24 protein-coding genes are annotated in these 24,767 nt (G+C 63.1%); 17 read left to right on the top strand and 7 right to left on the bottom strand.

Going from position 1 to position 24,767, the window contains the following annotated elements; genetic code table 11:
- Window positions 1-50 precede the first annotated feature (50 nt).
- A complete protein-coding gene (locus tag QYH69_RS02610; RefSeq protein WP_308830619.1) occupies window positions 51-530 on the top strand; it encodes an isochorismatase family protein in 480 nt (159 codons plus the stop codon).
- 188 nt (window positions 531-718) lie between these two features.
- Here QYH69_RS02610 and QYH69_RS02605 read toward each other — a convergent pair whose 3' ends face one another.
- A complete protein-coding gene (locus QYH69_RS02605; RefSeq protein WP_308830366.1) occupies window positions 719-1,021 on the bottom strand; it encodes a hypothetical protein in 303 nt (100 codons plus the stop codon).
- Between the two features lie 67 nt (window positions 1,022-1,088).
- On the bottom strand, window positions 1,089-1,502 hold the full coding sequence (locus QYH69_RS02600) for an organic hydroperoxide resistance protein (RefSeq protein ID WP_308830365.1): 414 nt from the start codon (window positions 1,500-1,502) through the stop codon (window positions 1,089-1,091).
- Between the two features lie 186 nt (window positions 1,503-1,688).
- Between QYH69_RS02600 and QYH69_RS02595 the strand changes: the two genes are divergently transcribed.
- Window positions 1,689-2,261 (top strand): MarR family winged helix-turn-helix transcriptional regulator, encoded by a 573-nt coding sequence (locus tag QYH69_RS02595; RefSeq protein WP_374992333.1) that lies wholly within the window; start codon window positions 1,689-1,691, stop codon window positions 2,259-2,261.
- A 6-nt stretch (window positions 2,262-2,267) separates the two neighbouring features.
- Here the strand turns inward: QYH69_RS02595 and chrA are convergent, their stop codons facing one another.
- Entirely contained in the window at window positions 2,268-3,539 is a 1,272-nt protein-coding gene (chrA, locus tag QYH69_RS02590) for a chromate efflux transporter (RefSeq protein ID WP_308830364.1), read from the bottom strand.
- Window positions 3,540-4,138: 599 nt separating this feature from the next.
- Between chrA and QYH69_RS02585 the strand changes: the two genes are divergently transcribed.
- The 4 genes from QYH69_RS02585 (at window position 4,139) to QYH69_RS02570 (ending at window position 9,002) form a co-directional block, all read left to right on the top strand.
- A complete protein-coding gene (locus QYH69_RS02585) occupies window positions 4,139-6,235 on the top strand; it encodes a phosphocholine-specific phospholipase C (protein ID WP_308830363.1) in 2,097 nt (698 codons plus the stop codon).
- 80 nt (window positions 6,236-6,315) lie between these two features.
- Window positions 6,316-6,609 carry a hypothetical protein gene (locus tag QYH69_RS02580; protein WP_308830362.1) on the top strand — a complete coding sequence of 98 codons (294 nt, stop codon included), beginning with the start codon at window positions 6,316-6,318 and terminating at the stop codon, window positions 6,607-6,609.
- A 568-nt stretch (window positions 6,610-7,177) separates the two neighbouring features.
- A complete protein-coding gene (locus QYH69_RS02575) occupies window positions 7,178-8,230 on the top strand; it encodes a winged helix-turn-helix domain-containing protein (protein WP_308830361.1) in 1,053 nt (350 codons plus the stop codon).
- Window positions 8,231-8,384: 154 nt separating this feature from the next.
- On the top strand, window positions 8,385-9,002 hold the full coding sequence (locus QYH69_RS02570; protein ID WP_308830360.1) for a TetR/AcrR family transcriptional regulator: 618 nt from the start codon (window positions 8,385-8,387) through the stop codon (window positions 9,000-9,002).
- A gap of 86 nt (window positions 9,003-9,088) precedes the next feature.
- On the opposite strand, the gene QYH69_RS02565 is transcribed toward QYH69_RS02570, so the two are convergent.
- On the bottom strand, window positions 9,089-9,439 hold the full coding sequence (locus tag QYH69_RS02565; protein WP_308830359.1) for a hypothetical protein: 351 nt from the start codon (window positions 9,437-9,439) through the stop codon (window positions 9,089-9,091).
- A gap of 458 nt (window positions 9,440-9,897) precedes the next feature.
- On the opposite strand from QYH69_RS02565, the gene dhaK reads away from it, so the two are divergent.
- Together dhaK and QYH69_RS02555 are read left to right on the top strand one after the other, a co-directional pair.
- Window positions 9,898-10,887, top strand: coding sequence for a dihydroxyacetone kinase subunit DhaK (dhaK, locus tag QYH69_RS02560; RefSeq protein WP_308830358.1), 990 nt, complete (start codon window positions 9,898-9,900; stop codon window positions 10,885-10,887).
- Window positions 10,888-11,140: 253 nt separating this feature from the next.
- Entirely contained in the window at window positions 11,141-11,692 is a 552-nt protein-coding gene (locus QYH69_RS02555; protein WP_308830357.1) for a YMGG-like glycine zipper-containing protein, read from the top strand.
- Between the two features lie 96 nt (window positions 11,693-11,788).
- On the opposite strand, the gene QYH69_RS02550 is transcribed toward QYH69_RS02555, so the two are convergent.
- Window positions 11,789-12,025: a hypothetical protein gene (locus QYH69_RS02550; protein ID WP_308830356.1), complete on the bottom strand. Its 237-nt coding sequence runs from the start codon at window positions 12,023-12,025 to the stop codon at window positions 11,789-11,791.
- Window positions 12,026-12,213: 188 nt separating this feature from the next.
- Between QYH69_RS02550 and QYH69_RS02545 the strand changes: the two genes are divergently transcribed.
- The 4 genes from QYH69_RS02545 to QYH69_RS02530 all read left to right on the top strand — a co-directional run bounded on the left by QYH69_RS02545 (window position 12,214) and on the right by QYH69_RS02530 (window position 16,538).
- Window positions 12,214-12,741 carry a sigma factor-like helix-turn-helix DNA-binding protein gene (locus QYH69_RS02545; protein ID WP_308830355.1) on the top strand — a complete coding sequence of 176 codons (528 nt, stop codon included), beginning with the start codon at window positions 12,214-12,216 and terminating at the stop codon, window positions 12,739-12,741.
- Window positions 12,742-13,248: 507 nt separating this feature from the next.
- Window positions 13,249-14,778, top strand: a complete 1,530-nt coding sequence (locus tag QYH69_RS02540) for an amidase family protein (RefSeq protein ID WP_308830354.1) — start codon at window positions 13,249-13,251, stop codon at window positions 14,776-14,778.
- 175 nt (window positions 14,779-14,953) lie between these two features.
- Window positions 14,954-16,126, top strand: a complete 1,173-nt coding sequence (locus QYH69_RS02535; protein ID WP_308830353.1) for an NADH:flavin oxidoreductase/NADH oxidase — start codon at window positions 14,954-14,956, stop codon at window positions 16,124-16,126.
- 184 nt (window positions 16,127-16,310) lie between these two features.
- Window positions 16,311-16,538: a hypothetical protein gene (locus tag QYH69_RS02530; protein WP_308830352.1), complete on the top strand. Its 228-nt coding sequence runs from the start codon at window positions 16,311-16,313 to the stop codon at window positions 16,536-16,538.
- Here QYH69_RS02530 and QYH69_RS02525 read toward each other — a convergent pair.
- The gene (locus QYH69_RS02525; protein WP_308830351.1) at window positions 16,493-17,602 is read right to left on the bottom strand and encodes an AraC family transcriptional regulator; all 1,110 of its coding nucleotides are present in this window, start codon (window positions 17,600-17,602) and stop codon (window positions 16,493-16,495) included. The two genes, QYH69_RS02530 and QYH69_RS02525, sit on opposite strands and share 46 nt — an antisense overlap.
- A gap of 518 nt (window positions 17,603-18,120) precedes the next feature.
- Here QYH69_RS02525 and QYH69_RS02520 point away from each other — a divergent pair.
- The 3 genes from QYH69_RS02520 (at window position 18,121) to QYH69_RS02510 (ending at window position 22,244) form a co-directional block, all read left to right on the top strand.
- A complete protein-coding gene (locus tag QYH69_RS02520) occupies window positions 18,121-18,801 on the top strand; it encodes a type 1 glutamine amidotransferase domain-containing protein (RefSeq protein ID WP_308830350.1) in 681 nt (226 codons plus the stop codon).
- Window positions 18,802-19,073: 272 nt separating this feature from the next.
- Complete coding sequence (locus QYH69_RS02515) at window positions 19,074-20,726, top strand: acetolactate synthase large subunit (protein WP_308830349.1); 1,653 nt, start codon at window positions 19,074-19,076, stop codon at window positions 20,724-20,726.
- Between the two features lie 75 nt (window positions 20,727-20,801).
- Window positions 20,802-22,244 (top strand): aldehyde dehydrogenase family protein, encoded by a 1,443-nt coding sequence (locus QYH69_RS02510; protein WP_308830348.1) that lies wholly within the window; start codon window positions 20,802-20,804, stop codon window positions 22,242-22,244.
- A gap of 93 nt (window positions 22,245-22,337) precedes the next feature.
- Here the strand turns inward: QYH69_RS02510 and QYH69_RS02505 are convergent, their stop codons facing one another.
- Window positions 22,338-22,796 (bottom strand): hypothetical protein, encoded by a 459-nt coding sequence (locus tag QYH69_RS02505; protein WP_308830347.1) that lies wholly within the window; start codon window positions 22,794-22,796, stop codon window positions 22,338-22,340.
- 54 nt (window positions 22,797-22,850) lie between these two features.
- Between QYH69_RS02505 and QYH69_RS02500 the strand changes: the two genes are divergently transcribed.
- Both QYH69_RS02500 and QYH69_RS02495 read left to right on the top strand, forming a co-directional pair.
- Window positions 22,851-23,387: a ProQ/FINO family protein gene (locus QYH69_RS02500; RefSeq protein WP_308830346.1), complete on the top strand. Its 537-nt coding sequence runs from the start codon at window positions 22,851-22,853 to the stop codon at window positions 23,385-23,387.
- 160 nt (window positions 23,388-23,547) lie between these two features.
- Complete coding sequence (locus QYH69_RS02495; protein ID WP_308830345.1) at window positions 23,548-24,708, top strand: cytochrome P450; 1,161 nt, start codon at window positions 23,548-23,550, stop codon at window positions 24,706-24,708.
- Window positions 24,709-24,767 lie beyond the last annotated feature (59 nt).

Below are 24,767 nucleotides of genomic sequence, written 5' to 3'. Positions count from 1 at the left end.
TCCAGCCGATTATTTTCGCACGGCACACCGGAGCAACTTCCGTGCGCGACATGCTTCTCGTCGTCGATGTGCAGCCGTCGTTCGCGCCGCCCGACTGGCTCGTGACCGATATTCGCGCGCTCGCGAAGCGGATGCCGTCGAGCGCGACGGTGGAACGGCACGACGAAAGCCGCACGCCATTCGAGCGGCAGCTTGGCTGGCGTCCGGCGCGCGACGACGAGAGCCTCGTCGCCGCCGATCGCGTGTTCGTCAAATACGGGTATTTGCCGCCGCGCGAGATGATCGACTATCTGGTCGCGCGGCAACCGGAGCGTGTCCTCGTGTGCGGCATGCAGACCGAGACCTGCGTGCTCGGCGCCGGCTATATGTTGTTCGATGCGGGCTTGAACCCGACGCTCGTCACCGATCTGACCGTCGGCTCGTCGCTCGACCGAAGCGGCGAACTCGGCGTAGCCCTGTGGCGCCATCATTTCCGGCAACTGACGACGGTCGCTGAACTGGGCGCACGATCGCCTGGCGGTGAGGTATGACAGAGGCGCCGTGAGCCTCACGGTTCCTTCGTAACGTTTACCGATTGGTCCGTTGCGACTGGTCCGTTGCAGCTGGCCGGCACACTCGGTCCGCTGCAACCGGTTTGCTGCAATTGATTCGCCGCACGGAGCTCCCCGGAGTGCCCGCAGATCATGCGGTGCTTCGGCCCACCCCATGCAGCGCACCATCAATGATGCGCGAACAGTCCACGCTGCGATGCCGTCAAGCTCCGGCGAGCGTCCGCTTGCGAGCTGCCGTCGCTGACGCCACCGTACGATTGCGCCGCGTCGGCAGCATCGCCATGGTTGGACGCGGTGATGGCCGTGGGGTCGGCTGCAGCGTCCTGGGCCGCTTGCGGCACGGGCCGCGCGTCGCTGACCGACGGGCGGTAGAACGGCGCCGGCCCATAGTTGCTCGCAATAGCGGGAGCGGCGACGGTCGCCAAAGCAGCGGAAGCTGCGAGCAGGGTGGCAAGAAGGGTGGTCCTCATAATCAAACTCCAGATGTCCGGTAAAGAAGCCAGGGATTCAGTCTTTGAACGCAGCGCGACGTTGTGCTCAGATCACGTTGATCGTTACGTCGATGTTGCCGCGCGTCGCCTTCGAGTACGGGCACAGCTGGTGTGCGCCGTCGACGACCGCGCGCGCGACTTCCGGTGCGAGCCCAGGCAGGCTCACGTTCAGCCGCGCTTGCAGGAAATAGTCGTTGCCGGCCGTGCCGAGATCGACCTCGGCGTCGACGGCCAGATCTTTCGGCAGCACGACTTTTTGCGCCGCGGCCGCACGATTCATTGCGCCGATAAAGCATGCCGACCAGCCCGCCGCAAACAGCTGCTCGGGGTTCGTGCCGGTGCCTGTTCCAGGCGGGGAAAGCTCGATATCGAGATTGCCGTCCGAACTGCGCGATGCGCCGTTGCGGCCGCCGGTCGTGTGTGTCTTACCCGTGTACAGCACTTTTTCGATGCGAGACATGGAAAAATTCCTTGTTGAATAAGAGGTCATCTCCCGATTTGCGCTTTTAGATCGCATGCGATTGAATCGGATGCGTGAATAATTGCCGATCTGTGCCGCCAAGTCAAGCACTTTCGATTAAATCGCATACGATGTATTATCCGACGATGATGCGGCGGTCCAATAAACGCCGAAGAGGGGATATAGATGAAGACTTCACGAACGAACGCCGCGGAGCGCCGCAGCGAACAGCCCGCGGACCCGCAGGCCGAACACCGAACCGCGCATCGAAGCGATCGAAGTGATCGACGCGATCGACGCGATCCCGCGGCCGACGCCTCCGATCCATCGACGCAGCGGCTGGCCGACTATCTGTGTTTCGCCGTCTATTCGGCCAATCTGGCGTTTGGCCGTGCATACCGGCCGATTCTCGACGGGCTCGGTCTGACGTACACGCAATACATCACGATCATCGTGCTGTGGGAGATGGGCAACGTGACCGTCGGCGCGCTCGGCGAAAAACTGTTCCTCGAATCGAACACGCTGACGCCGATTCTGAAGAAGCTCGAGGCGATGGGCTATCTGCGCCGGCAACGCGATCCGTCGGACGAGCGCCAGGTGCTCGTGAGCCTGACCGAAGCGGGTCGCGATCTGCGTGAAAACGCGTTCGGCAGGAATCTCGTCGAGGCGACCGGGTTGAGCAAAGACGAATTCAAAAAGCTGCAGAGGTCGGTGACCGCGTTGCGCGACAACCTGATCCGGCACGCGCACGACGAGTGACCGAGTTCATGACAGAGCCGTCGCCGCTATACCTGTCGCCACGCATAGCGCGACGATCGCAAGCGGCGGCGCATTCCAGCGCACGAGCAGCACGAATCCGAGCGCGACGACGGCGAAGTCGATCGGCGTGTGAACCGCGCTCGTCCAGACCGGCGAGTAGAGCGCCATCGCGAGCAATCCGACCACCGCTGCGTTGACGCCTGCGAGCAGCGCCGCCACGGCGGGTCGCGCGCGCAAGGACTGCCACCACGGCAGGGCGGCGATCACGAGCAGCATGCCGGGCAAAAAGATCGCGACCGTCGCGATGAGGGCGCCCGTCCAGAGGTGAGGCTGCAACGTCGACACCCAGCCGAGGTACGCAGCGAACGTGAAGAGCGGACCAGGAACAGCCTGAGCGGCGCCATAGCCGGCCAGAAAATCGTTTGACGCGACCCAGCCGGTCGCGACCGTTTGCTGTTGCAGCAGCGGCAGCACGACATGGCCGCCGCCGAACACGAGCGCGCCCGATCGATAGAACGCGTCGAACAGTTTCAACGCCTGGCTGTCGTGCGAGCGCGAGAAGGCGGGAAGCACAAACAATAGAACGCAGAACAGCAGCAGGGCGATCACACCGGCCGCACGCGAGATGCGCAGCCGCGCGTCAGGCGCAGGTTGCTCGTGTCGCGATCGATCCAGCGCGACCGACGAAGATGACGAGGACGGCGTCGCCGCGCGGCACAGCGCGAAGCCGAGCAGCGCACCGACCACGATCGCAATGAGTTGCGCATACACGTTGCCGCTCAGCACACCGATGACGGCCATTGCGCATAACGCAATCGCGGCGCGCCGCCGATCCGGGCACAAGCGACGCGCCATATCCCAGACTGCCTGCGCGACAACCGCCACCGCGACGAGTTTGAGCCCATGCACGAGGCCGTCGCCGAGGCCGCCCGAAAGATGCGGCGCGAGCACGGCAAAGCCGAGCAGCAACAGTACCGATGGCAACGTGAAACCGCACCACGCGGCGAGCGCACCGAGCCACCCGGCGCGCAGCAAGCCGATCGAAAAGCCGACCTGGCTGCTCGTCGGTCCAGGCAGAAACTGACAGACGCCGACGAGATCCGAATAACGCTGGTCGTCGAGCCAGTTGCGTCTTACGACGAACTCGCGACGAAAGTATCCGAGGTGAGCAATCGGCCCACCGAAGCTCGTCAGCCCGAGCCGCAGAAATACGGCGAGCACTTCGAGTGCCGCACGTGGTCGCGCGCGTGGCGCGGACGGAAGCGCAGAGGTGTTCATATGTCGATAGCCGGAACGGCAAGGTTCGTGGTAGTGCCGTCGCTAAACGGCGGGCACGCCATGATGCCCGAAACGCATGAAGCGTGTCGGGTTGCCGGCATCAGGTATCGCGGGGAGCACCCTTTCACCTGGAAGTGGCCACAGTATCGCCGGTGCTTGTGAAGGCCGCGTGTCAGTCGCGCAACTCGGGTCGTCGATCGCAAGCAATGCTTCCTATCGCGCCTTATTCAGTTCAGCAAATCTCACGTGCACCCATCACGCATCGCAGACGTGGCGCCGCGCGCGAATAGCAGCAACGATATTGACTGTGCACCAGGGAAATCACTTTAGAAAAAAATACGGTCCCTCAGGAGCGGCAATGTCCTCCATGCCGGTGCCGCTTGCATGCCTAACGAATTATTTGTCAGACCGTAAACCGAATCGGCACAAGCACTTGCGGATTAAAGGACGCTAATCGGTTAACCAGGAATGCTAAGCACAGTCATCCAGGATGCCTATTTTTTTCGAATGGAGCTGCCACAAGCGAGTCATTTTTCTCGACCACGCTTGCCCCTGTTTTCAGCCGCCGTTCCCCCCACTCATCAGGATGATTGACGAACATGACATCGAATAGCCGTCGTGATTTCCTGCGTGCGGCTGCGCAAGCCGCCGGCGCAGCCACCGCTCTCGGAGCATTTCCGGTTGGTATTCGCAACGCATTGGCCATCCCCGCGCACAACGCAAAAGGCACGATCGAAGACGTCGAGCACATCGTCGTGCTCATGCAGGAGAACCGTTCTTTCGATAACTACTTCGGCACGCTGCGCGGCGTGCGCGGCTTTGGCGACTCGCGGCCGATTCCGCTTTCCACCGGCAAGCCGGTGTTCTATCAGCCGGCGCCGAACGCAGACGGGTATGTCCTGCCGTTCCGTCCGAATCTGCCGAACCTCGGCTCGCAGTTCGTGGTGGACCTCGATCACGGCTGGATCGGCACGCACGACGCATGGAACAACGGCCGCTACGATCAGTGGGTGCCCGCGAAGTCCGCGACGACGATGTTCTACATGACGCGCGAGGACATGCCGTTCCACTACAGCCTCGCCGACGCGTTCACGGTTTGCGACGCGTACCACTGCTCGGCGATGACGCCGACCGATCCGAACCGCTACTACATGTGGACCGGCTGGGTCGGCAATGACGGCAGCGGCGGCGGCCCGGTGATCGACAACGCCGAAGCCGGCTACGGGTGGAGCACGTTCCCGGAGAAGCTGCAGGCGGCGGGCATTTCGTGGAAGGTCTATCAGGACATCGGCAACGGTCTCGATGCCGCGGGCGCGTGGGGCTGGACCGACAATCCGTTTATCGGCAATTTCGGCGACACGTCGCTGCTGTATTTCAACCAGTACCGCAATGCGCAGCCAGGCAGCCCGCTTTATCAGGCGGCACGCACGGGCACGAACGTGCTGCAGGGCGGTGGTTATTTCGACATCCTGCTTAACGACGTGAAGAACAACACGCTGCCGCAGGTCTCGTACATCGTCGCGCCGGAGGCATTCTCCGAACACGGCAACTGGCCGCCGAATTACGGCGCGTGGTATGTCGACCAGGTGCTGCAGGCGTTGACGTCGAACCCCGAAGTCTGGAGCAAGACGGTACTCCTCATCACGTACGATGAGAACGATGGTCTCTTCGACCATATGCCGCCGCCGTACGCGTCGTCGACGCCGGACACGGGCCGCTCGACCGTCTCGACGGCCAATGAGTTCTACGCGGGCGCGGGCGACAATCAGCCCGGTCCGTACGGTCTCGGGCCGCGCGTGCCGATGCTCGTTGTATCGCCGTGGTCGAAGGGCGGATACGTATGCTCGGAAGTGTTCGACCATACATCGATCATCCGCTTCATCGAGAAGCGCTTCGGTCACCACCACGACCTGCACGAGCCGAATATCACGGCGTGGCGCCGCGCGGTCTGCGGCGACCTGACTTCGGCGTTCGATTTCCGCAACCCGAACGGTCACGTGCCGGCACTGCCGGCCACGTCGTTCCCCCCGGACCAGAACCGTCACCCGGACGTCGTGCCGGCCGTGCCGGGCACGCAGTCGCTGCCGAAACAGGAGCCGGGCGTGCGGCCCGCACGCGCGCTCGACTACGAGTTCTTCGTGCGCGGCGACGTGAGCGGCGGCGGCAATGCGTTCCGTCTGCACATCACGAACACGGGCAAGCTCGGGGCGAACTTCCTCGTCTATTCGGGCAATGCGCAGGACCTGCCGCGCAGCTATACCGTCGAAGCGGGCAAAGACCTTGCCGACCAGCTGATGCTCGCAGCGAACGGCAGCTACGACTTCTCGGTATTCGGACCGAACGGCTTCCTGCGCCGCTTCGTCGGCAAGGTCGATCCGAGCGGACGTCACCAGAGCGGCAGCGTGGAGATCAAGGACGGCTACGACGTTGCGAACGGCAACCTGCAGCTGCGCCTGAAAAACGATGGCCGCGACGCTTGCACGTTCAAAATTTCGAGCGCATACGACTCGCATGTCCAAGGTTCGCTGCATGTGCGCGGCAACGACGCAAACGCGGTGATGGTCGACTTGCGCAAGTCGTTCGGCTGGTACGACCTGACGATCACGGTCGACACGGACAGCAACGCGCAATGGCGGATTGCCGGCCACGTGGAGACCGGGCGCGACAGCGTGTCGGATCCGGCGCTCGGCGGCTAGGCGCAGGCGAATCGGCTGGCGCCGCGCAGGGCGATCCGACTGCGCGGCGCCAGCCGCCTGAATATTTCGAGGAGGTCATCATGCCGCGAGCGTCGATCAGGCCGCACGTTCTTGCCATCTTGATCACCGGCGCATTGTTGAGCGCATGCGGTGAGCGCGGCGACTCGACGGCCGCGCAAACCGGCGCTTCGGCCCCGACAGGCGCCGCGTCCGAAAATACCGCCGCCGCCGGTCGCTACGACAGCAGCGGAAACGACAACAGCGACGGCGGCAACGGCACGCCGACGGGCCTCGCACCCGCGCCGTGGGCGATGTCCGCGCCGCAACCGGCATCGGACGGGCTGCGGCCGCCGGTCATTCATACGGTCGACTAGCGCTATAAGACGGCGTAGACCCCGCGCCGCGGCCTGTCGGCCGCTGTGCGCTTGCACACATCGCGCATCCGCGGCTTCGCTTCCAACGATGTGCGCCATTCGCGCGCGCATCTGATCCAGCTTCAGTACCGCATCCGGCAGGTGCGCCATCAGGCGCACCGCCGTTTGTGCGCGACCGTGCTCATTCAATGGTTGCAGCTTGCCGATAAGTGACCTGGGCAGCAGTGCCGGATCAGGCATTCATGACACTAATAAGTTCGTGTCACCGAGTCCTGGAATATTTTGTCCGCATCGATTGTTATGGAAACGACAACTCCCTTTTTGCCGTCGCCTGGCTTTAAACACGCGTAGCGCGGAAAGACGGTATGCACGCTTGCTGTGCACGCTTCGCCGATAGTGCGAAAAGCGCGCTTTCCGGCTGCACAAGCATCGAAAAAGGGACGTTTATCTATTTTGGAATCTCATGTTTCCTTTTTCAGAACGTGCGCAAAAGTCAGGCGCTCACACGTGGCCGGCGTGAGCGCGTATGCCGCTCGAAACGCCTCGTCGATAAGGCCATCACGCATCTATGGGAACTATTGCAAAAATACTGATCGTCGAATGGGACACGTCCTGCGCCGAGATCCTGTGGAACGAGGTCAGGCTCGCGGGCCACGAACCGCTCGCCGCATTTTCCGTCGAGCGGGCCGCCATGCTGATCGAGCAGGAGCATCCGCAGGCAATCCTGCTGCGCTGGAAATTGCCCGACGCATCGGGTTTGTCGCTGATCACTGATTTGCGCACGCATTCGGCCACCAGCCGCATGCCGATCATCGTGCTCGGCGAGGAAGACGGGGGCGAAGACGAATGCGTCCGCGCGCTCGATGCAGGCGCCGACGATTACGTGAAAAGACCGTTCGGCGTTCGCGAACTCATGGCGCGCGTGCAGGTCGTGCTGCGGCCGATCGAATACCGGGAAGTGCGCCGCCGCGTGGCGGTCGAGACGCTGACAATGGACCTGGATGCGCGCCGCGCGTTTGCGCGAACGGCGCAAAACCAGCATGAAGTCGAACTGCAACTGGGCCCGACCTGCTACCGGTTACTGCGCTTTTTTGTCGAGAACCCGTACAAGGTGCTTTCACGCAAGGACATCATCGAAAACGTGTGGTTCGGTTCGCCTGTCAAGGAAGGCATTGTCGATGTCTATATCAAATCGCTGCGGGAAACGCTCGATCCGCTGCGCGACAGTCTCGTGATCGAGACGGTGCGTGGCGCCGGATTTCGCCTTTCGTCGGTGGTCGACATCGCGCGTGGCCCGGAACTGCAGCAGGAACAGCGGCTGGTCGGCTCGCCAGCCAGTGCGCCGGTCACGCCGCCGGAGCCGCCGCCGCGCAAACGCCCGCCAGCCGCCGACGATCGGCCGCGCAACGGTGTGGCCGTGCCCGCCGGCGGCGCTTTACGCGACCAGCCGATGCTCGTGTCCGATCTGAGTGCGGCGGTCGAGAAGATTCGTCACCTGCAGGCGCTGCTGCAACGAAAGACGGAGGAGAACCGGCTGCTGCGCGACGCGGTTGACGGCGCTAGCGGCAAGCCGATGTCGCCGCGCGCGCTCGCCTCGAATGGGCACAAAAACAAGAGATGACGATGAACTTGCGCTAACAGTTTATATACGGTCAATTACTGATTACTTTAACAAAACACGTCATATCGACACGCATTTGTCACGCGGCTAACAAGCGGTTGAATTACTATTCACCGGCTTGATTAAGAAATTGGCCCTTCCCTATAATGCGTTCATGACAGATACGTCCGCCACAGCGCCATCCAGAAGCCGGGGACGCCCTCGCGAATTCGATATCGACGCGGCGCTCGACAAGGCCGTGGCGGTATTCTGCGAGCGCGGCTTTCATGCCACGTCGATCGTCGATCTGACCAACGCGATGGAGCTCGCGTCCGGCAGTGTCTATAAAGCGTTTAAAGACAAACAGGCGGTTTTCATTGCCGCGTTCGACCGCATGCAGGCCACGCGCGACGAATCGCTGCGGCGCGCCGTCGAACCGGGCCCGCCGCCGCGCGAGGCGATTCATCGCGTGCTGATGTTTCATGCCGATGCATCGTCGGGGGCAGCGGGCAAACGTGGCTGCCTGCTGGCCGGCAGCGCGATGGTGCTCGGCACGTTCGAGGCCGATGTCGTACAGCGCGTGAATACGGGCTTCCGCAAAATCGAAACGCTGCTTGCCGCGCTGATTCGTGCCGGGCAGAAAGACGGTTCGATATCGAAGCGCGTCGACGGCGAAGCGACCGCGCGCCTCATGCTCTGTGCGATGCAAGGCATGCGTGTGATCGGCAAGACCGGCCGTACGCGGGCGCAGATGCGGCAGACGGCCGATCTCGCGATGAAGCTGCTCGATTGACGTGCATGATGCGCCCGCCGGACGAAGATGCCGCCGGGCGCGATCAATACCGCGCGATGCTCGCGACGTCCTTCAGTTGACGTTCGTCACTGCAGCCATTTGCGCACGTCCTTTTCCCAATCGGGATCCCCGCATCCGGACGGATTCTCCGGTCCCAGCACGGTGATATAGCCGCGCGTCTTCATGCACGACTCGTACGCGCGGACCTGCGTGCAACGTCCTTGCCCCGAGTTGCGCGACACGGTCTTGCATTCGGCGATCGAGTGGTCCATCGGACCGAAGTCGAGGTCATCGGCGCGCGTAAGCGAAGGCGCGTCGGCGCCCGACAACGAAAATTCAACGGGCGCCGTGCTGGAGCAGGCGGCAAGCGAGACGGCCGCCAGCGCGGCAAGCGCAGCGGCGCTTCGTGCGAATAACGGGCCTTTTCGTTCAGTCATTGTGCGTTCTCCGGTTTCGATGGCGCGGACGCGGGCTTCGAGGTTGCACGTTGCGAAGCCTGGAGGTCACGAGACATCGAGATATCGAGGCCTCGAGGTCGATGCATTCCGGCTCGCCACTGAGGGGCGCCGACGCGCCACTGTACCAGCAGTCCGGTCCGCGCCCTATGCGTACGAACATTGCATCGTTACAAAACGCTTGGTATTCGATTCGCGAAACGTTATGTTTTGTGGGCGGCCGCCTCGCTACGCGGTGCATACGGCGAGGCTCAAGACGACTTCCGCTCCGATCGAACGAACAGTGAGGCAACATGGACGGCCAGACGCTCGCAGCGTGCATCGACGCCGCACATGCCGCACTGGACGAACAGGCGGCCAACCTCGCGGCCAAAACCGCGGCACAAAATCGCAGTGCTCGATCGGCACATGTGCTGCCTGGAAGATAGAGGAGAGGCATCATGAAAAAATTCATCAACCGCGTCGACGATTTTTTATCTGAAAGCCTCGCCGGCTTCGCCGCCGCGCACGACGATCTCGTCGATCTGAATGCCGACCCCGTCTACGTGCGGCGCAAACGCACGACGCCCGGCAAAGTCGCGCTGATTTCCGGCGGCGGCTCGGGTCATGAACCGTTGCACAGCGGTTTCGTCGGTTACGGCATGCTCGATGCGGCATGTCCTGGCCAGGTGTTCACGTCGCCGACGCCGGACCAGATGATGGCCGCAGCGAAGTCCGTCGATACGGGCGCCGGCGTGCTGTTTATCATGAAGAACTACTCGGGCGATCTGATGAACTTCGAGATGGCTGCGCAGATGTGCGAAGTGCCAAACGCAACGGTGATCGTCAACGACGACGTCGCGGTCGAGAACTCGAGTTTTACGACGGGGCGCCGCGGCGTCGCCGGCACGGTGATCGTGGAGAAGCTCGTGGGCAGCTTCGCCGAAAGCGGCGCGACTCTCGAGCAATGCAAGGCATTCGGCGAGCATGTGGCGAGGCGTATCGCGTCGATGGGCGTGGCGTTTTCGAGCTGCACGGTGCCGGCCGCGGGCAAACCGACCTTCTCGCTCGGCGACGACGAAATCGAAATCGGCGTCGGCATTCACGGCGAGCCGGGCCGTCGTCGCGCGCGCATCGCGCCGGCCGATACGATTGTCGACGAACTGTTGACAGCGATCGTCGACGAACTGAAGCCGGCCGCGAGTACGCCGTTGCTCGTGCTCGTCAACGGGCTCGGCGGCGCGCCGTTGGGCGAGTTGTATCTGCTTTTCAATTCGGCCAGGGCGTGGCTGCAGCGACGCGGCCTGAACGTCGGGCGCGTGCAGGTCGGCTCGCTGACCACCTCGCTGGAAATGGCCGGCGCATCGCTCACGCTATGCTCACTCGACGATGAAATGATGCGGCATTGGGACAGTGCGGTGCACACGCCGGCGTTACGCTGGGGGCGGTAGAGCGGAAGAAATGCGTTGCGCGGGCGCTGCAGAAAGCAGCGCTTGGCGCGATGGACGCGTTACATTTGGTAAGCATTTCTTACCGGCGCCCGACGCGGCGCACGCGCTGCATTGCCCGGCGCGCGTCCCGCGCGAGATGCCGCCTGGACGTGCCCGGATAAGCGAAAATATCCAGTAACGATCCGGTAACTCATGCCGGGTCCGATTTCGTCTAACGTTGTTCTATTGAAACTACTTTGAAACCTGAACCGGTATGAGTACCCGAACCCGATCCCTCACCGTTGCGCTGCCGGTCATAGCCATTGCACTCGCGCTGGGCGGTTGCGCCGTCGCGCCGCCAACCAGTCCGAGTATCGTCGCGCTGCCGCGCAAGGGCGAGCCGCTTGCGCAGTTCCAGCAGGATGATTACGCGTGCCGCGACTACGCGTTTCACTCGAGCGACGCGCAGGGCGCCTCGCAAGGCGCGACACAAAACAGCGTCAACAGCACCGCGCTCGGCACGCTCGGCGGCGCCGCCGCCGGCGCATTGCTCGGCGCGGCAGCCGGCAACGCAGGCGTCGGTGCGGCGATCGGCGCGGGCAGCGGGTTGCTGCTCGGCAGCGCGGTCGGCGCAAACGGCGCGACCTATGCGGCCGGCGGTTTGCAGGCGCGTTACGATGCCGCCTACGCCCAATGCATGACGTCGAAGGGCAATACGATCGCGCAGCCGCAAGCGCCGGTCTATGCGCCGCAGCCGTATTACTACGCGCCGGCGCCGCGCTACTATGCGCCGCCCGTGATGTACACACCGTACCCATACTACTAATGGGTTAACTGACGGCGGCGTAATGCGCCGCCGTCTAATCACAAATGGTGATTGACACGATTCGCGTAATTTTATTCAAACGGACAGAGTTGCCTTTTATTCAAAAAACAGCATTCCGTCTTTTACGCCATTCTTCATTTTCGCCAGTTTGTCGAAAACGCCGGCAATGCGCCAGGCTGGAAAAACAGGAAATCGTTCGACATATTTCCATTGCGCAGCCGATGCTGGCCGCCTCCTGCGTCCCTCACCGATATGCCCGACAGGCCTTGGGTAGAGCGATTTTCGCAAAGAAAACGTAATGCTGCTGGCATCCGGAAGAAAGCTCCCAGCCATGGAAAATTGCAACACGTTCAGCCTATTGTGTCAGTTACGTCATCAAGTGGCCGACTGCCGTAACGAATGCTTTTAATGAGCAAGAAATTTGACGCAATTGGCATAGCGTGACTGCCGCTGTCTGTGTAAGCTCTTGCTGCGTCGTTCAATCCGGCAATAACGGCGTTGTCTAAAGCGGAGTACTACGCATGAATGCGGTCTCGGATCCAGCTGTCTTACGCGCGCTCGTCACTCGGGTATGGTCGTTTGCTTATCGGGTTACCGAGGACGTTCCGCTCGCGGAAGCAATGGTGGCCAATGCGTGCAATGCCGGCGCGGAAGCCGGCCGCGCCGGGGCGGGCTGCGCGGTGGGCGAACGCGAGACACTCGTGCGCATGCTGGCCGCCGCGCACAGCGTGCTGCGCAGCGGGTCCGCTTATGAACGCTACGAGCGTTCGCGCCGGGCGACGCGCCATTCCCCGTCGGCATCAGGGCGCCGCCGCGTGCGCAATGCGGACGTACATTCCAGAATTCTTGCGGAGTTTCGCTCGCTTGCGCCGCCCGAGCGGGCCGCGCTGCTGCTTGCCGAAGTCGAAGGATTGACGTACGAGGAATCGGCGGAAGTGCTGGGCGTGTCGGTCGATCGCGCAAAGCTCGCGCATGTCGCCGTGCGTCTGAAGCTCGGGCGCGCGTTCAACGAACACGGCTCGAAGCCGCCGATGTCTGCGTCGCGCTAGGCACCATCAAAAGCGTTGTTCGGCCATACCGGCCAGCGCTCGAATTCTATTCCGCAATCATCCGGTTCACGCCGCGTGCCGTTCACCGGCATGACATGGCCGCACCCTGGCAGGCGGCAGATCGGGCGGCGCATCGTTCAGCGTTCATAACAGCGCCAACGCCGTTGCTTCATCCGTGATCAGTACATGCGCGAGGCCCGCGCGGATCGCACCTTTGATGATCCCGATCTTTTGCGGCCCGCCGGCGGCGAGTATCAACCTGTGCAGTGCACGGCACCGATACCGCAGACATGGCATCATGGCGGCACTTGGCACTTGGCACTTGGCACTTGGCACCTGGCACCTGGCACCTGGCACCTGGCACCTGGCGCCGCGGCGCCGTCCGTGCATCGCAGAAAGCGCCCCCAGGGACGCCACGTTCCCGCACCATCACTGTGCAATTTGCCGCTGCGCACCCGCGCGTTGCACGCCTCTCCCATTCATCGAATCGCAAGGATCGCATCGGATATGGACGAATCTGTTGTTGCTCTGTCGGCCGTCGAGGCGCGACGCATGATCGGCAATCGCGAGCTTTCGCCGGTCGAGCTGCTCGACGCATGCATTGCGCGCATCGAAGCATTGAACCCCGCAGTGAACGCGATCGCGGCAACCGATTTCGACCGTGCGCGCGATGCCGCACGCCGGGCCGAGCAGGCGGTGCTGCGCGGCGAGACGCTCGGAGCGCTGCATGGCTTGCCGATGGGCATCAAGGATCTCGAGGAAACCGCGGGCCTGCTGACCACCTACGGCTCGCCGCTTTACCGCACGCATGTGCCGCAGCAAGACCACGTGCTCGTCGCGCGTTTGCGGGCCGCCGGCGCAATCGTCGCCGCGAAGACCAACGTGCCTGAGTTCGGCGCGGGCGCGAATACGCGCAACGTCGTGTGGGGCGCGACCGGCAATCCGTTCAATCCGTCGCTGAATGCGGGCGGCTCGTCGGGCGGCTCGGCTGTCGCGCTCGCCACCGACATGCTGCCGCTATGTACCGGTTCGGACACGGGCGGCTCGCTGCGCATTCCTGCCGCGCTGTGCGGCGTGGTCGGGCTTCGTCCGTCGCCGGGGCTCGTGCCGAACGATCGCCTGCCGCTCGGCTGGACGCCGCTTACGGTGGTCGGCCCGATGGGGCGCAACGTTGCCGACACGCGGCTGCAGCTCGCGGCGACAGTCGGCCTCGAAGCGAGCGACCCCGTGAGCGTCGCATACGACACCGCTGCGTTCGCGCACTTCAAGCCCGTCGACATCGCGACGTTGCGCGTCGCTTATACCGAAGACTTCGGCGTGGCCGCCGTCGACGACACGATGCGCCAGACGTTCCGCGCAAAAATCGCTGCGCTGTCGCGCGAAGTGAAAGTGTGCGAGCCGCTCGAACTCGACATGGGCGAAGCGGACCGCTGCTTCGACATCCTGCGCGCGCAGAATTTCGTGGCCGGTTTTCAGGACATTTACGAGCGCGATCCCGACTCGCTCGGATCGAACACACGCACGAACTACGAGATGGGCCGCGCGATGACGCTGGCCGACGTCGTGTGGGCGCATGCGGAACAGACGCGGCTGTTCCGCCGCTTTCAGCGCGTGTTCGACCGCTACGACGTGATCGTCTCGCCGACCACGCCGATCACGGCGTTTCCGTGGTCGCAAGTCTATCTTGCCGAAATGAACGGCAAACCGCTCGCGAACTATTACCGCTGGCTCGCGCTGACCTATCTCGTCACGCTCGCAACGAACCCGGCGATTTCGTTGCCGTGCGGCACCGATCATGCGGGCATGCCGTTCGGGTTGCAGGTGGTCGGCGCGCATCGCGGCGATGCAAGGCTGCTCGATATTGCGCAGTCGCTCGAAATGCTGTGGCAGCGCGATGCGGCACGCCGCCGACCGCGTCCCGATCTTGCGAAGCTCCCGCAGCCGGTGCCGGAGCTGAAGTCGATCGTGACTGCCGCGCCCGAGGTGCGATGGCGTGGTGTGCGTGAAAGGCCTGTACAAAGGAAAGCGCACACATAGACGCCGCACGTGAACGCATTCGAGCGGCAGCAGCGAATGGCCGCGGCGTATCGCATGACGGAACAACTGTCGGCAAGGCGCGGCCGGCGCGTGCACTCGCGCGCACGCGGCCGCTGCATTCGCGCCACGATCGCCTACACTCGTTGACGTGCCTGTGCACGCCAAGGAGTTCACGGTGGCTCAATCCGCTCTATTCAAGCCGGCGCAGGTTCGCAACGTGACGCTCGCGAACCGGATCGTGATCGCGCCGATGTGTCAGTACTCGGCCGAAAACGGCTGCATGAACGACTGGCATCTGATTCACCTCGGGCAGCTCGCGCTATCGGGCGCCGCGCTGCTGACGATCGAGGCGACCGCAGTCGTGCCGGAAGGCCGTATCACCTACGGCGACCTCGGCCTTTACGACGATGCGTGCGAAGCGGCGATGCGCGACACGCTCGCGCACATCCGGCGCTGGTCGAACATGCCGATCGGCGTGCAGCTCGATCACGCGGGGCGCAAGGCGTCGACCGAAGTGCCATGGGCCGGCCGGCTGCAGTTCGCGCCGGGCCAACCGAACGGCTGGCAGACCGAGGCGCCGTCGGCGATACCGTTCGATCCGGGCGATCATGCGCCGGTCGCGCTCGACCGCGGCGGGCTCGAGCGCGTGCGCGAGGCATTCGCCGCGGCCGCGCGCCGCGCCGCGCGGCTCGATCTCGACCTGATCCAGCTGCATTGCGCGCATGGCTACCTGCTGCATCAATTCCTGTCGCCGCTCTCGAATCAGCGTACCGACGAATACGGCGGCTCGCTCGAAAACCGCATGCGCTTTCCGCTCGAAGTGTTCGACGCGGTGCGCGCCGCATTTCCCGAAGAGCGGCCGGTCAGTGTGCGCGTGTCCGGTACCGACTGGGTCGAAGGCGGCTGGGACATCGAGCAGACCATCGCGTTTGCGAAGGCAGTCGAAGCGCGCGGCTGCGACGCGATCCATGTATCGAGCGGCGGCCTGCATCCGGCACAGAAAATTCCCGTGTCTGCGGGCTATCAGGTGCCGCTTGCGCGCGCAGTGAAGGCGGCCGTGCGCATGCCGGTCATCGCGGTCGGCCTGATCAGCAACGCCGAGCATGCCGAAAGCATCGTCGCGAACGGCGATGCCGATATGATCGCGCTCGCGCGCACCGTGCTCTACGATCCACGCTGGCCGTGGCATGCGGCCGCGGAACTCGGCGCGCACGTGTGTGCGCCGAAGCAGTATTTGCGTGCGCAACCGAGCCGCTTCAAATCGCTGTTCGGGGACGCGCGCATCGTGCGTCCCGAGCCGATGTGGACCGAGGCCGACGAGTGCCTGCTCAGCATCGAAGACGAATAACGGGCTTCGGATCAGCGGCTCGATGCGGTTCCGGGTAAGCCGCGTGCGTGCCGCACATCGACGACGCGCACGTGCCGTTATCTTTTTTGCACGCAGGAAGGAATCATGCAAGCCGTGCGTAGTCGAATCGTAGCGCGTGCGGCCGCGCCGGCCGCACGCAAGCTCGATGAATCGACGAACAAGTATGGAACGCCTGTTTTTAACGCGCGTACGCGCAATAGAAAAGATCATGATCCGCCGGCGCATCGTTTCCGATGCGCTCGACGACCGGCACGTCGCGAAAGCGGACACGTTGCGTGCGGAGCTTGCCGAACTCGAGCGCCTGCTGCTCGACGTACGCGCGGGGCGCGCAAGCGAATTCGTGCTTCAGGACGAGGCGGGCGCGCTGCATTGCTTTGTCATGCCGGACTGAGCGCAACGCTCCGGCAACGTCAGTGTTTCGTGCGCAGCGTGATCGAGGCCATCTGCGCTCGCCGCATCGTTCATGTTCGCGCAACGCATGCGCCACTGATGCGGCGTTGCGCCTTCCTGGCGGCCGAACACGGTCGTGAAGTGCGACTGCGTCCGAAAGCCCACGTTCAGCGCAACGTCGATCATGCTCATTTGCGTGGACGCGAGCAGCACCTTGGCGCGCTCGATGCGCCGCCGCATCACGAAAAGACGCGGTGACGCGCCTACGGCCGCGCGAAAGCGCGCAGCGAAATAGGTCGGCGACAGGCCAACCGCGTGGGCCAGCTGCTGTAACGAAATCGACTGATCGAGATGGTTGTCGATAAACGCGACGGTTCGCTGCAGGCGCCAGCTTTCGAGCGCCGGCGTTCTGCCGGGCTCGGGCTGACCGGGGCGGGCCGGCTGCAGCGCGATGCCGAGCGCACGGGCGGCAATGGCGCGCGCTACCGCGTCCACGCATGCGCGGCTTGCCGGGTCCGGACTATCGAGCGCTTCGACGAGCACATGCATGAGGTGGCGGATCACGCTGTCGCGCATGAACGGAAAGCACGCCTCGTGCGCCTGCTGTGTACGCATCGCGAGCGCGGGATCGGAGCATTGCGCCACGTATTGCGCCGACAGGTAAATATGAAGGAAGTCGCACGGTGCGTGCGCGCGATATTCGACCTGCGTCGCGGGCGCGGTCACCTGCACCATGCCGCGATCGATCGGACCGTCGTGCAGCACATGGCCATTCGACGACAGGCGCATGAGCGTCGGGCGTAGCGCGAGCGCGATCACGTAATAGCCTTGCGGTCCGAGCGCGTCGCCTTCGCCTTCGGCGCTCGTCGTCCAGCGCGCCAGCACGATCGCGTGCTCGCCGCGCGGCGCGGGCGCGTCGGCATGTTCCTGCGGCATGCGGCGCCAGCTCGCTTCATGGCGCAGCCGCGTGCGCGGCCGGGCAGCCGGCAACCGTGGCGTGCGCACGCCGCTGCCCGCTGCGGCGGGATTCGAGGACTCTACGGATAAGGATATGAACGACGACATCGCGGATCACCTCGTCATGGAGGACGGAACTACGAGCAGGTCATGTCAGATGCGACCGGGCATGCGAACGGCCTGTGCGCTGCGCGTTCCGGCGCGAGACCCACGAAAAATACTAGATGCCTCGAACATATCGTCGGTCGTGTCCACTGAACATCGTACGGTGGTGTCCAATCAACAAATCACAGTCTGCGGTACTTATACGAAGGTATGCCCCGTGACGCCCATATTGCCCACACGCGCGCGCGACTGCTCGCCATTGCTCGTGTCGAGGTGCGGGGCGCCGCGATCGCGTCGCACAAAAAATGGATCGGTGTGCTGCGCAATGAAATGAGGCTGGTCGCTCGCCGGGCATTTCGGAAAAGCACGGCTCGATGCGAGTGGCCGGGCAGTTGTAACGCCGCTTGCGTATTCGACAAGATCGTCGAAAGATGGCTTGCCGGTCGTTCACGCGCCCTGCTTGAATGCCGGCAGTAGCAGCTGGTATGCGGCAACGGCAGGCACTTTCTGGAGCGATCGACATGAAGATCCTGATTGTTTTGACCTCGCACGACAGGCTCGGCGACACGGGCAGAAAAACCGGCTTCTGGCTTGAAGAACTCGCGGCGCCTTATTACGTATTCAAGGACGCAGGCGCGGAACTGACGCTTGCCTCGGTAAAGGGCGGCCAGCCGCCGCTCGATCCGAAAAGCAACGAGCCCGAGTTTCAAACCGATCTGACACGCCGTTTCGAAAAAGACACGGAAGCGACGAACACACTCGCGAACACGCACAAGCTCTCGACGATGTCGATGGACGACTTCGATGCGGTGTTCTACCCCGGCGGACATGGCCCGATGTGGGACCTCGCCGAAGATAAAGACTCGGCCGCGTTGATCGAACGCGCGATCGCCACGGACAAACCCGTGACGGCCGTGTGTCACGCCCCGTGCATTTTCAAAAACGTCAAAGGCAAGGACGGCAAGCCATTCGTTTCGGGACGGTCGGTAACGGGCTTTGCTAACAGCGAGGAAGAGGCCGTGCAGTTGACGAAGGTCGTGCCGTTTCTCGTCGAAGACATGCTGAAGGAAAAGGGCGGCAAGTATTCGAAGGGGCCGGACTGGGCGCCCTATGTGCTCGTCGACGGTCTGTTGACGACGGGACAAAACCCGGCGTCTTCAGGTCCCGCTGCCAAAGAACTGCTCAAGCAGTTCGAGCGCTGAGTGCCGCCGGCACCGCATCGTCAGATAGTCGAACACGAGGCCGTTGCCACGGATCGTCAAGCGATCTCGCGCAGCGGCTTTTTCTTATCGATTGGCATGCGTCGTTGCGCAGCGCCGCCGCATGCGATTTGTCTAACCTGTTTGACGCACGATCGCCTCTGAAAGAGTAAGCTTTACCTCAATGCCATGATGCGGCTCAGGCAGTGCATGTCAGCCTGGCAGTCCACTCGAAATCCCGCGCTTTTAATCCTGAATTCAAACGAGGCTCTTTCATGAAAGCATCGGATCTGTTCGTCAAATCGTTGGAAGCGGAAGGCGTCGAATACGTGTTCGGCATTCCCGGCGAAGAAAATCTGGACCTGCTCGAATCGTTGCGCCGTTCGCGCATCAAACTGATCCTGACGCGCCACGAACAGGCGGCGGGTTTCATGGCGGCGACTTACGGCCGTTTGACGGGGCGCACGGGAGTTTGTATTTCGACGCTCGGCCCCGGCGCGACGAACTTCGTCACGGCGGCCGCGTATGCGCAGCTAGGCGGCATGCCGATGCTGATGGTCACGGGGCAGAAGCCGATCAAGTCGAGCAAGCAGGGCCATTTCCAGATTGTCGACGTCGTGCGCATGATGGAGCCGCTCACGAAGTACACGCGCCAGATCGTGTCGATCGGCAATATCCCGGCGTCGGTACGCGAGGCGTTCCGTCGTGCCGAAGAAGAACGCCCCGGTGCGACGCATCTGGAACTGCCCGAAGACGTCGCACATGAAGAAGGCGACGGCAAGCCGATTCCGAAGAGCTACAGCCGGCGGCCGGTGGTCGAGGAAAAGGCGGTCGAACGCGCGGTCGAAGCGATCGCTGCGGCGAAGCACCCGCTGCTGATGATCGGTGCGGGCGGCAACCGCAAGACCACGTGCAACATGCTGCGCGAATTCGTCGATCAGGTCGGCATTCCGTTCTTTACGACGCAAATGGGCAAGGGCGTGATCGACGAATCGCATCCGATGTGGCTCGGCAATGCGACGTTGTCCGATGGCGACTTCGTGCATCGCGCGATCGATCACGCGGACTGCATCATCAATGTCGGCCACGACGTGATCGAAAAGCCGCCGTTCTTCATGCGCGGCGCCGATGTCGGCGACAAGACCGTTATTCACGTGAATTTTCTCGGCGCCGAAGTCGATGCGGTGTACTTCCCGCAAATCGAAGTGGTCGGCGACATCGCGAATGCGGTGTGGCAGTTGAAAGAAGCGCTCAAAGGGCGCGGCGAGCATTGGGACTTCGCGCGCTTCACCGAGATCAAGACGCACTTCGACGCGCATCTCGCGAAGGGCCAGCACGACGAACGTTTTCCGATGTATCCGGTGCGCATCGTCAACGACGTCTACGAGACGATGCCGCAGGACGGCATCATCTGTCTCGACAACGGCATGTACAAGATCTGGTTCGCACGCTACTACCGCGCGCATGAGCCGAATTCGCTGCTGCTCGACAACGCGCTCGCGTCGATGGGCGCGGGGTTGCCGTCGGCGATCGCGACGAAGATCGTGCATCCGGAGCGCAAGGTGATGGCCGTCTGCGGCGACGGCGGCTTCATGATGAATTCGCAGGAGCTCGAAACAGCGGTGCGGCTCAAGCTCGATCTCGTCGTGCTGATCCTGCGCGACGACGCGTTCGGCATGATTCGCTGGAAGCAGGAAAACATGAACTTCCCGGACTATGGGATGACCTTGTCGAACCCGGACTTCGTCGACTACGCGAAAAGCTATGGCGCGCATGGGCATCGCATCGCGTCCGCGGCCGAATTCGCACCGCTCGTGCGCGATTGCTTCTCGACACGCGGCGTGCACGTCATCGATCTGCCGATCGACTACTCTGACAATGAACGCGTGCTGAATCGCGAGATCAAGCGTCTGTCGGCGCAGCTTTGACGCAGTGTGACGGACCGGGGCACGTAGCTTGCTCGGTCCGCTGCGAACAACGGGCGTCCCCAAGGAGAACGTGTGATGCTGAAAGAAACGTACCCGTATTATCTCGCCAACGAACCGGTCGCCGCGAACACCGACCTCGCAGTGACCGACAAATTCAGCGGCGAGGTCGCGACGCGCGTCGCGCTTGCCGATGCGAAGGCCATCGACGCGGCAATCGGTTTTGCCGCCGATGCCATGCCGGCGATGCGCGCGTTCGCGCCGTTCAAACGGCAGGCAGTGCTCGAACATTGCGTGAAGCGCTTTCGCGAGCGCTACGACGAACTCGCCATGGCACTTTGCATCGAGGCCGGCAAGCCGATCAACGACTCGCGCGGCGAAGTGACGCGCCTGATCGATACCTTCAAGGTTGCGGCCGAAGAATCGGTGCGCATCGACGGCGAAGTGATCAATCTGGAAATTTCGCCGCGGGCCAAGGGCTATCACGGCTACGCGAAGCGCGTGCCGATCGGGCCGTGCTCGTTTATCTCGCCGTTCAATTTTCCGCTGAATCTCGCCGCGCACAAGGTCGCGCCCGGCATCGCGGCGGGCGTGCCGTTCGTGATGAAGCCGGCGAGCCGCACGCCGGTCGGCGCGCTGATTATCGGTGAAGTGCTCGCGGAAACGGATTTGCCGAAGGGCGCGTTTTCGATTCTGCCCGCGCACCGTGACGGTGCAGACCTCTTTACGACCGACGAGCGTTTCAAATTGCTTTCATTCACGGGTTCGCCCGCAGTCGGCTGGGACCTCAAGGCAAAGGCGGGCAAGAAGAAGGTCATTCTCGAACTAGGCGGCAATGCGGCGGCGATCGTCGACAGCGACCAGCGCGACAAGCTCGACTACGTGGTCGACCGGCTCGCGTTCGGCGCGTTCTATCAGTCGGGGCAGAGTTGCATCGGCGTGCAGCGCATTCTCGTGCATGCCGATATATATGACGCCTTGCGCGAAAAATTGATCGCTAAAACGAAGTCGTTGAAGATGGGCGATCCGAAGGACGAAAAGACCTTTGTCGGGCCGATGATCTCCGAATCGGAAGCGAAACGCCTTGGCGGCTGGATGGACAGCGCGGTGAAAGCGGGCGCGAAGATCGTCGCGGGCGGGAAGGTCGATGGCGCGAACTTCGAGGCGACGCTGCTCGAGAATGTCGGGCGCGATACCGATCTCTATCGCAAGGAAGCGTTCGGGCCGGTGGCGATTCTCGAGCGCTTCGAGAACTACGGCGAAGCGCTGGCGACCGTCAACGATAGCGACTTCGGCTTGCAGGCAGGCGTGTTTACCGATTCGCTCGCGCATGCGCACGAGGCGTGGGATGAACTCGAGGTAGGCGGAGTCGTGATCAACGACGTGCCTTCGTTCCGGGTCGACAATATGCCGTACGGCGGGGTCAAGGATTCGGGTCTCGGGCGCGAGGGCATTCGTTACGCGATCGAGGACATGACGGAATTGCGGCTCATGGTGATGCGCGAGACGTGGCGCAAGTAACGGCGTCGCGCCCGTTCGGCGTCGCAGCGCGGGTCGGGCAAAGCGACGTGCGGTAACGCCATACCGCGTGGGCATCACACGGGGCTGGTAGAATCACGCGTCATTTTTGCAGGACACAGCATGGGTTTCGAACAACTGGCCGAGTTGAAGAAGCAACTCGAGCAACAGGCGCGGCAACAAAGGCAGCAGAAGGCTGCGGAAAGAGCGGCGGAAAAATCCGCGGATGGCTCGACGCATCGACCGCGCAAAGACGGCGAAGGCCGCGTTCGCGCGGCGGGTCAACACGGCAGCCAGGCTGGGCAAGCCGTCGGCGCTCAAGCCGGTGCACAACGCGGCGCCCAGCCTGGCGGCCCGTCGGCGGGCCAGCCCGGCGGCGCGGAAAAGCACGCGAGGCACGGCGATGCGCGCGGCCGGCAGCAGGGGCGGCCACTGCGCGGTGAACAGCGGGATCCTCAACGCGGTGAATCCCGCGGTGACGCGCGTGGCGGGCAGCACGCCGGCCACACTGGCCATGAGGCCGGAAATCGGGGAGGAAATCAGGCTGGAAATCACGCGGATTCGCGTAACCGCCAGAAAAGCAGGCCGCCGCAGGAGCCGGTCGATCCGGTGGTGCACGCGATCGGCAAATTGCAGAAGCGCTTTCCGGCTGCCTTCCCAAAGAAGCCGGCGCCGAAACTGCCGCTGAAAATCGGCATTCTCGAAGACCTGTTGCCGCATGCGCAGGAATTGGCGCTGAACGAAGCCGAAATCCGCGAAGCGATCGCCACATGGTGCCGCGGCAGCCGCTATTGGGCGAGCCTGATCGAAGGCGCGGCGCGCGTGAACCTGAATGGCGAACCGGCGGGGCAGGTCAGCCCGCGCGATACGGCGTTCGCGCGCAGCTTGCAGCGCGGTGGCCCGCGTCGACCGCGCAACGCGGAAGGCGCGGCGCAATCGTCGGAGAAGCCGCAGGACGTGGCGGCGGGCGACGCGCAGGCGCCGGAAACCGCACAAGCGCCCGAAACCGTGCGAGCACCGGAAACCGCGCAAGCAGTCGAAGCGTCGCGGGCCGTTGCGCCAGCCGCTAGCGAAAGCGAAGCTCCCGTTCAGCCGGCAACCGAAAATGGAACGGCATCGGCATCGGCAAAGGCCTCAACCGAATAGTTGTCGAATGGTCCTCCGAGAGAGGCTAACTAGAAGCAAAATAAACCCGGAATAAAAAGCAGCAAGGAATAAAAGCACAGCGAGCGCTGTAATCGGGACAAGGGCGTCGTCGGGCGTCCTCAGTTTCCGCTCTGTTTCCGCTTCACGGAGGCCCTCGCTGATGAACGCTCCTGCATTTCAATCCCCCGCTTTTTTCGATGATCCGTACCAGTACTACGAAGTACTGCGCGAGCAGGGACCGCTCGTCGCGTTGACGCCGGACGGCAAGCGCTTCGCGACGGCGCGCCACGCGGTCGTTACCGCTTTGCTCGACGACCGCCGCATGGGGCGCCGCTACATGCCGGGCGTCGTGCGCCGTTACGGCGAAGAACGTGCGACGCAGCCGACGTTTCGGGCGCTAAGCCGCATGTTCATTACGATGGATCCGCCCGAGCACACGCCGCTGCGTGCATTGCTGATGCAGGCGTTCAACGCGCGCCAGGTCGAGCGGCTGCGCGAGGTCACGCGCGCGACCGCCGAACGGCTTATCGGCGAGCTGCCGCACGACAGACCTTTCGATCTCGTCGGCGGTTACGCGTTGCCGCTGCCTGTGCAGGTGATTGCCGGCGTGCTCGGTCTGCCGTTCGAGGAAGCCGCTGCGATCGGGCTCAAGATGGAGCGTTTTGCGAAAGCGTTCGAGACGATCGCGATGGACGAACCGACGCTCGCCGCCGCGAACGAGGCGACGCTCGAACTCGAACGGTACTTCTACGGTGTGCTGGAGGCACGCCGCACGCAGCCGGGCAACGACCTGATTTCGATGCTGATTTCGGTTGAAGCGGACGGCAGACGCCTGACCGACGAGGAGATCGTTTCGAATGTGCTGCTGCTTTTTTTTGCAGGACATGAAACCACGTCGAACATGATCGGCAATGCGGTGGTGAGCTTGCACCGGCATCCGGAGCAACTGAGGCAGTTGCGCGAGCAACCGCGGCTGCTGTCGAAGGCCATTATCGAGTGCATGCGCTACGAGAGTTCGGTGCAGACGGCGCTGCGCACAACGCTCGAAGACGGCGTCGAAATCGAAGGCATCGCATTGCCGCGCGGTTCGATCGTTACGCTGATGCTGGGCGGCGCGAATCGCGACCCCGCGCATTTTCACGACCCGAACCGGCTGATTCTCGACCGTGCGGAAAACGACAAGCGCATTCTGTCGTTCGGCGGCGGTCTGCACTATTGCCTTGGGGCACGCCTTGCGTTGCTCGAACTGCACATCGCGCTCGAGACGCTGCTGACGCGCCTGCCCGATTTGCATGTGCTGAATCTGCAAGTCGGATCGTAGCCATGTCGTTCTGTGAGCCAAGGAGTTGGTAGAATGTTTTGTCTTCCTAAGACCGCTTT

It is taken from the genome of Paraburkholderia sp. SARCC-3016, assembly GCF_031119615.1.
In the GTDB taxonomy this organism is placed as follows: Bacteria; Pseudomonadota; Gammaproteobacteria; order Burkholderiales; family Burkholderiaceae; genus Paraburkholderia.
The sequence above is the reverse complement of the archived record's forward strand: the minus strand, read 5'-3'. Positions and strand labels throughout refer to the sequence as shown.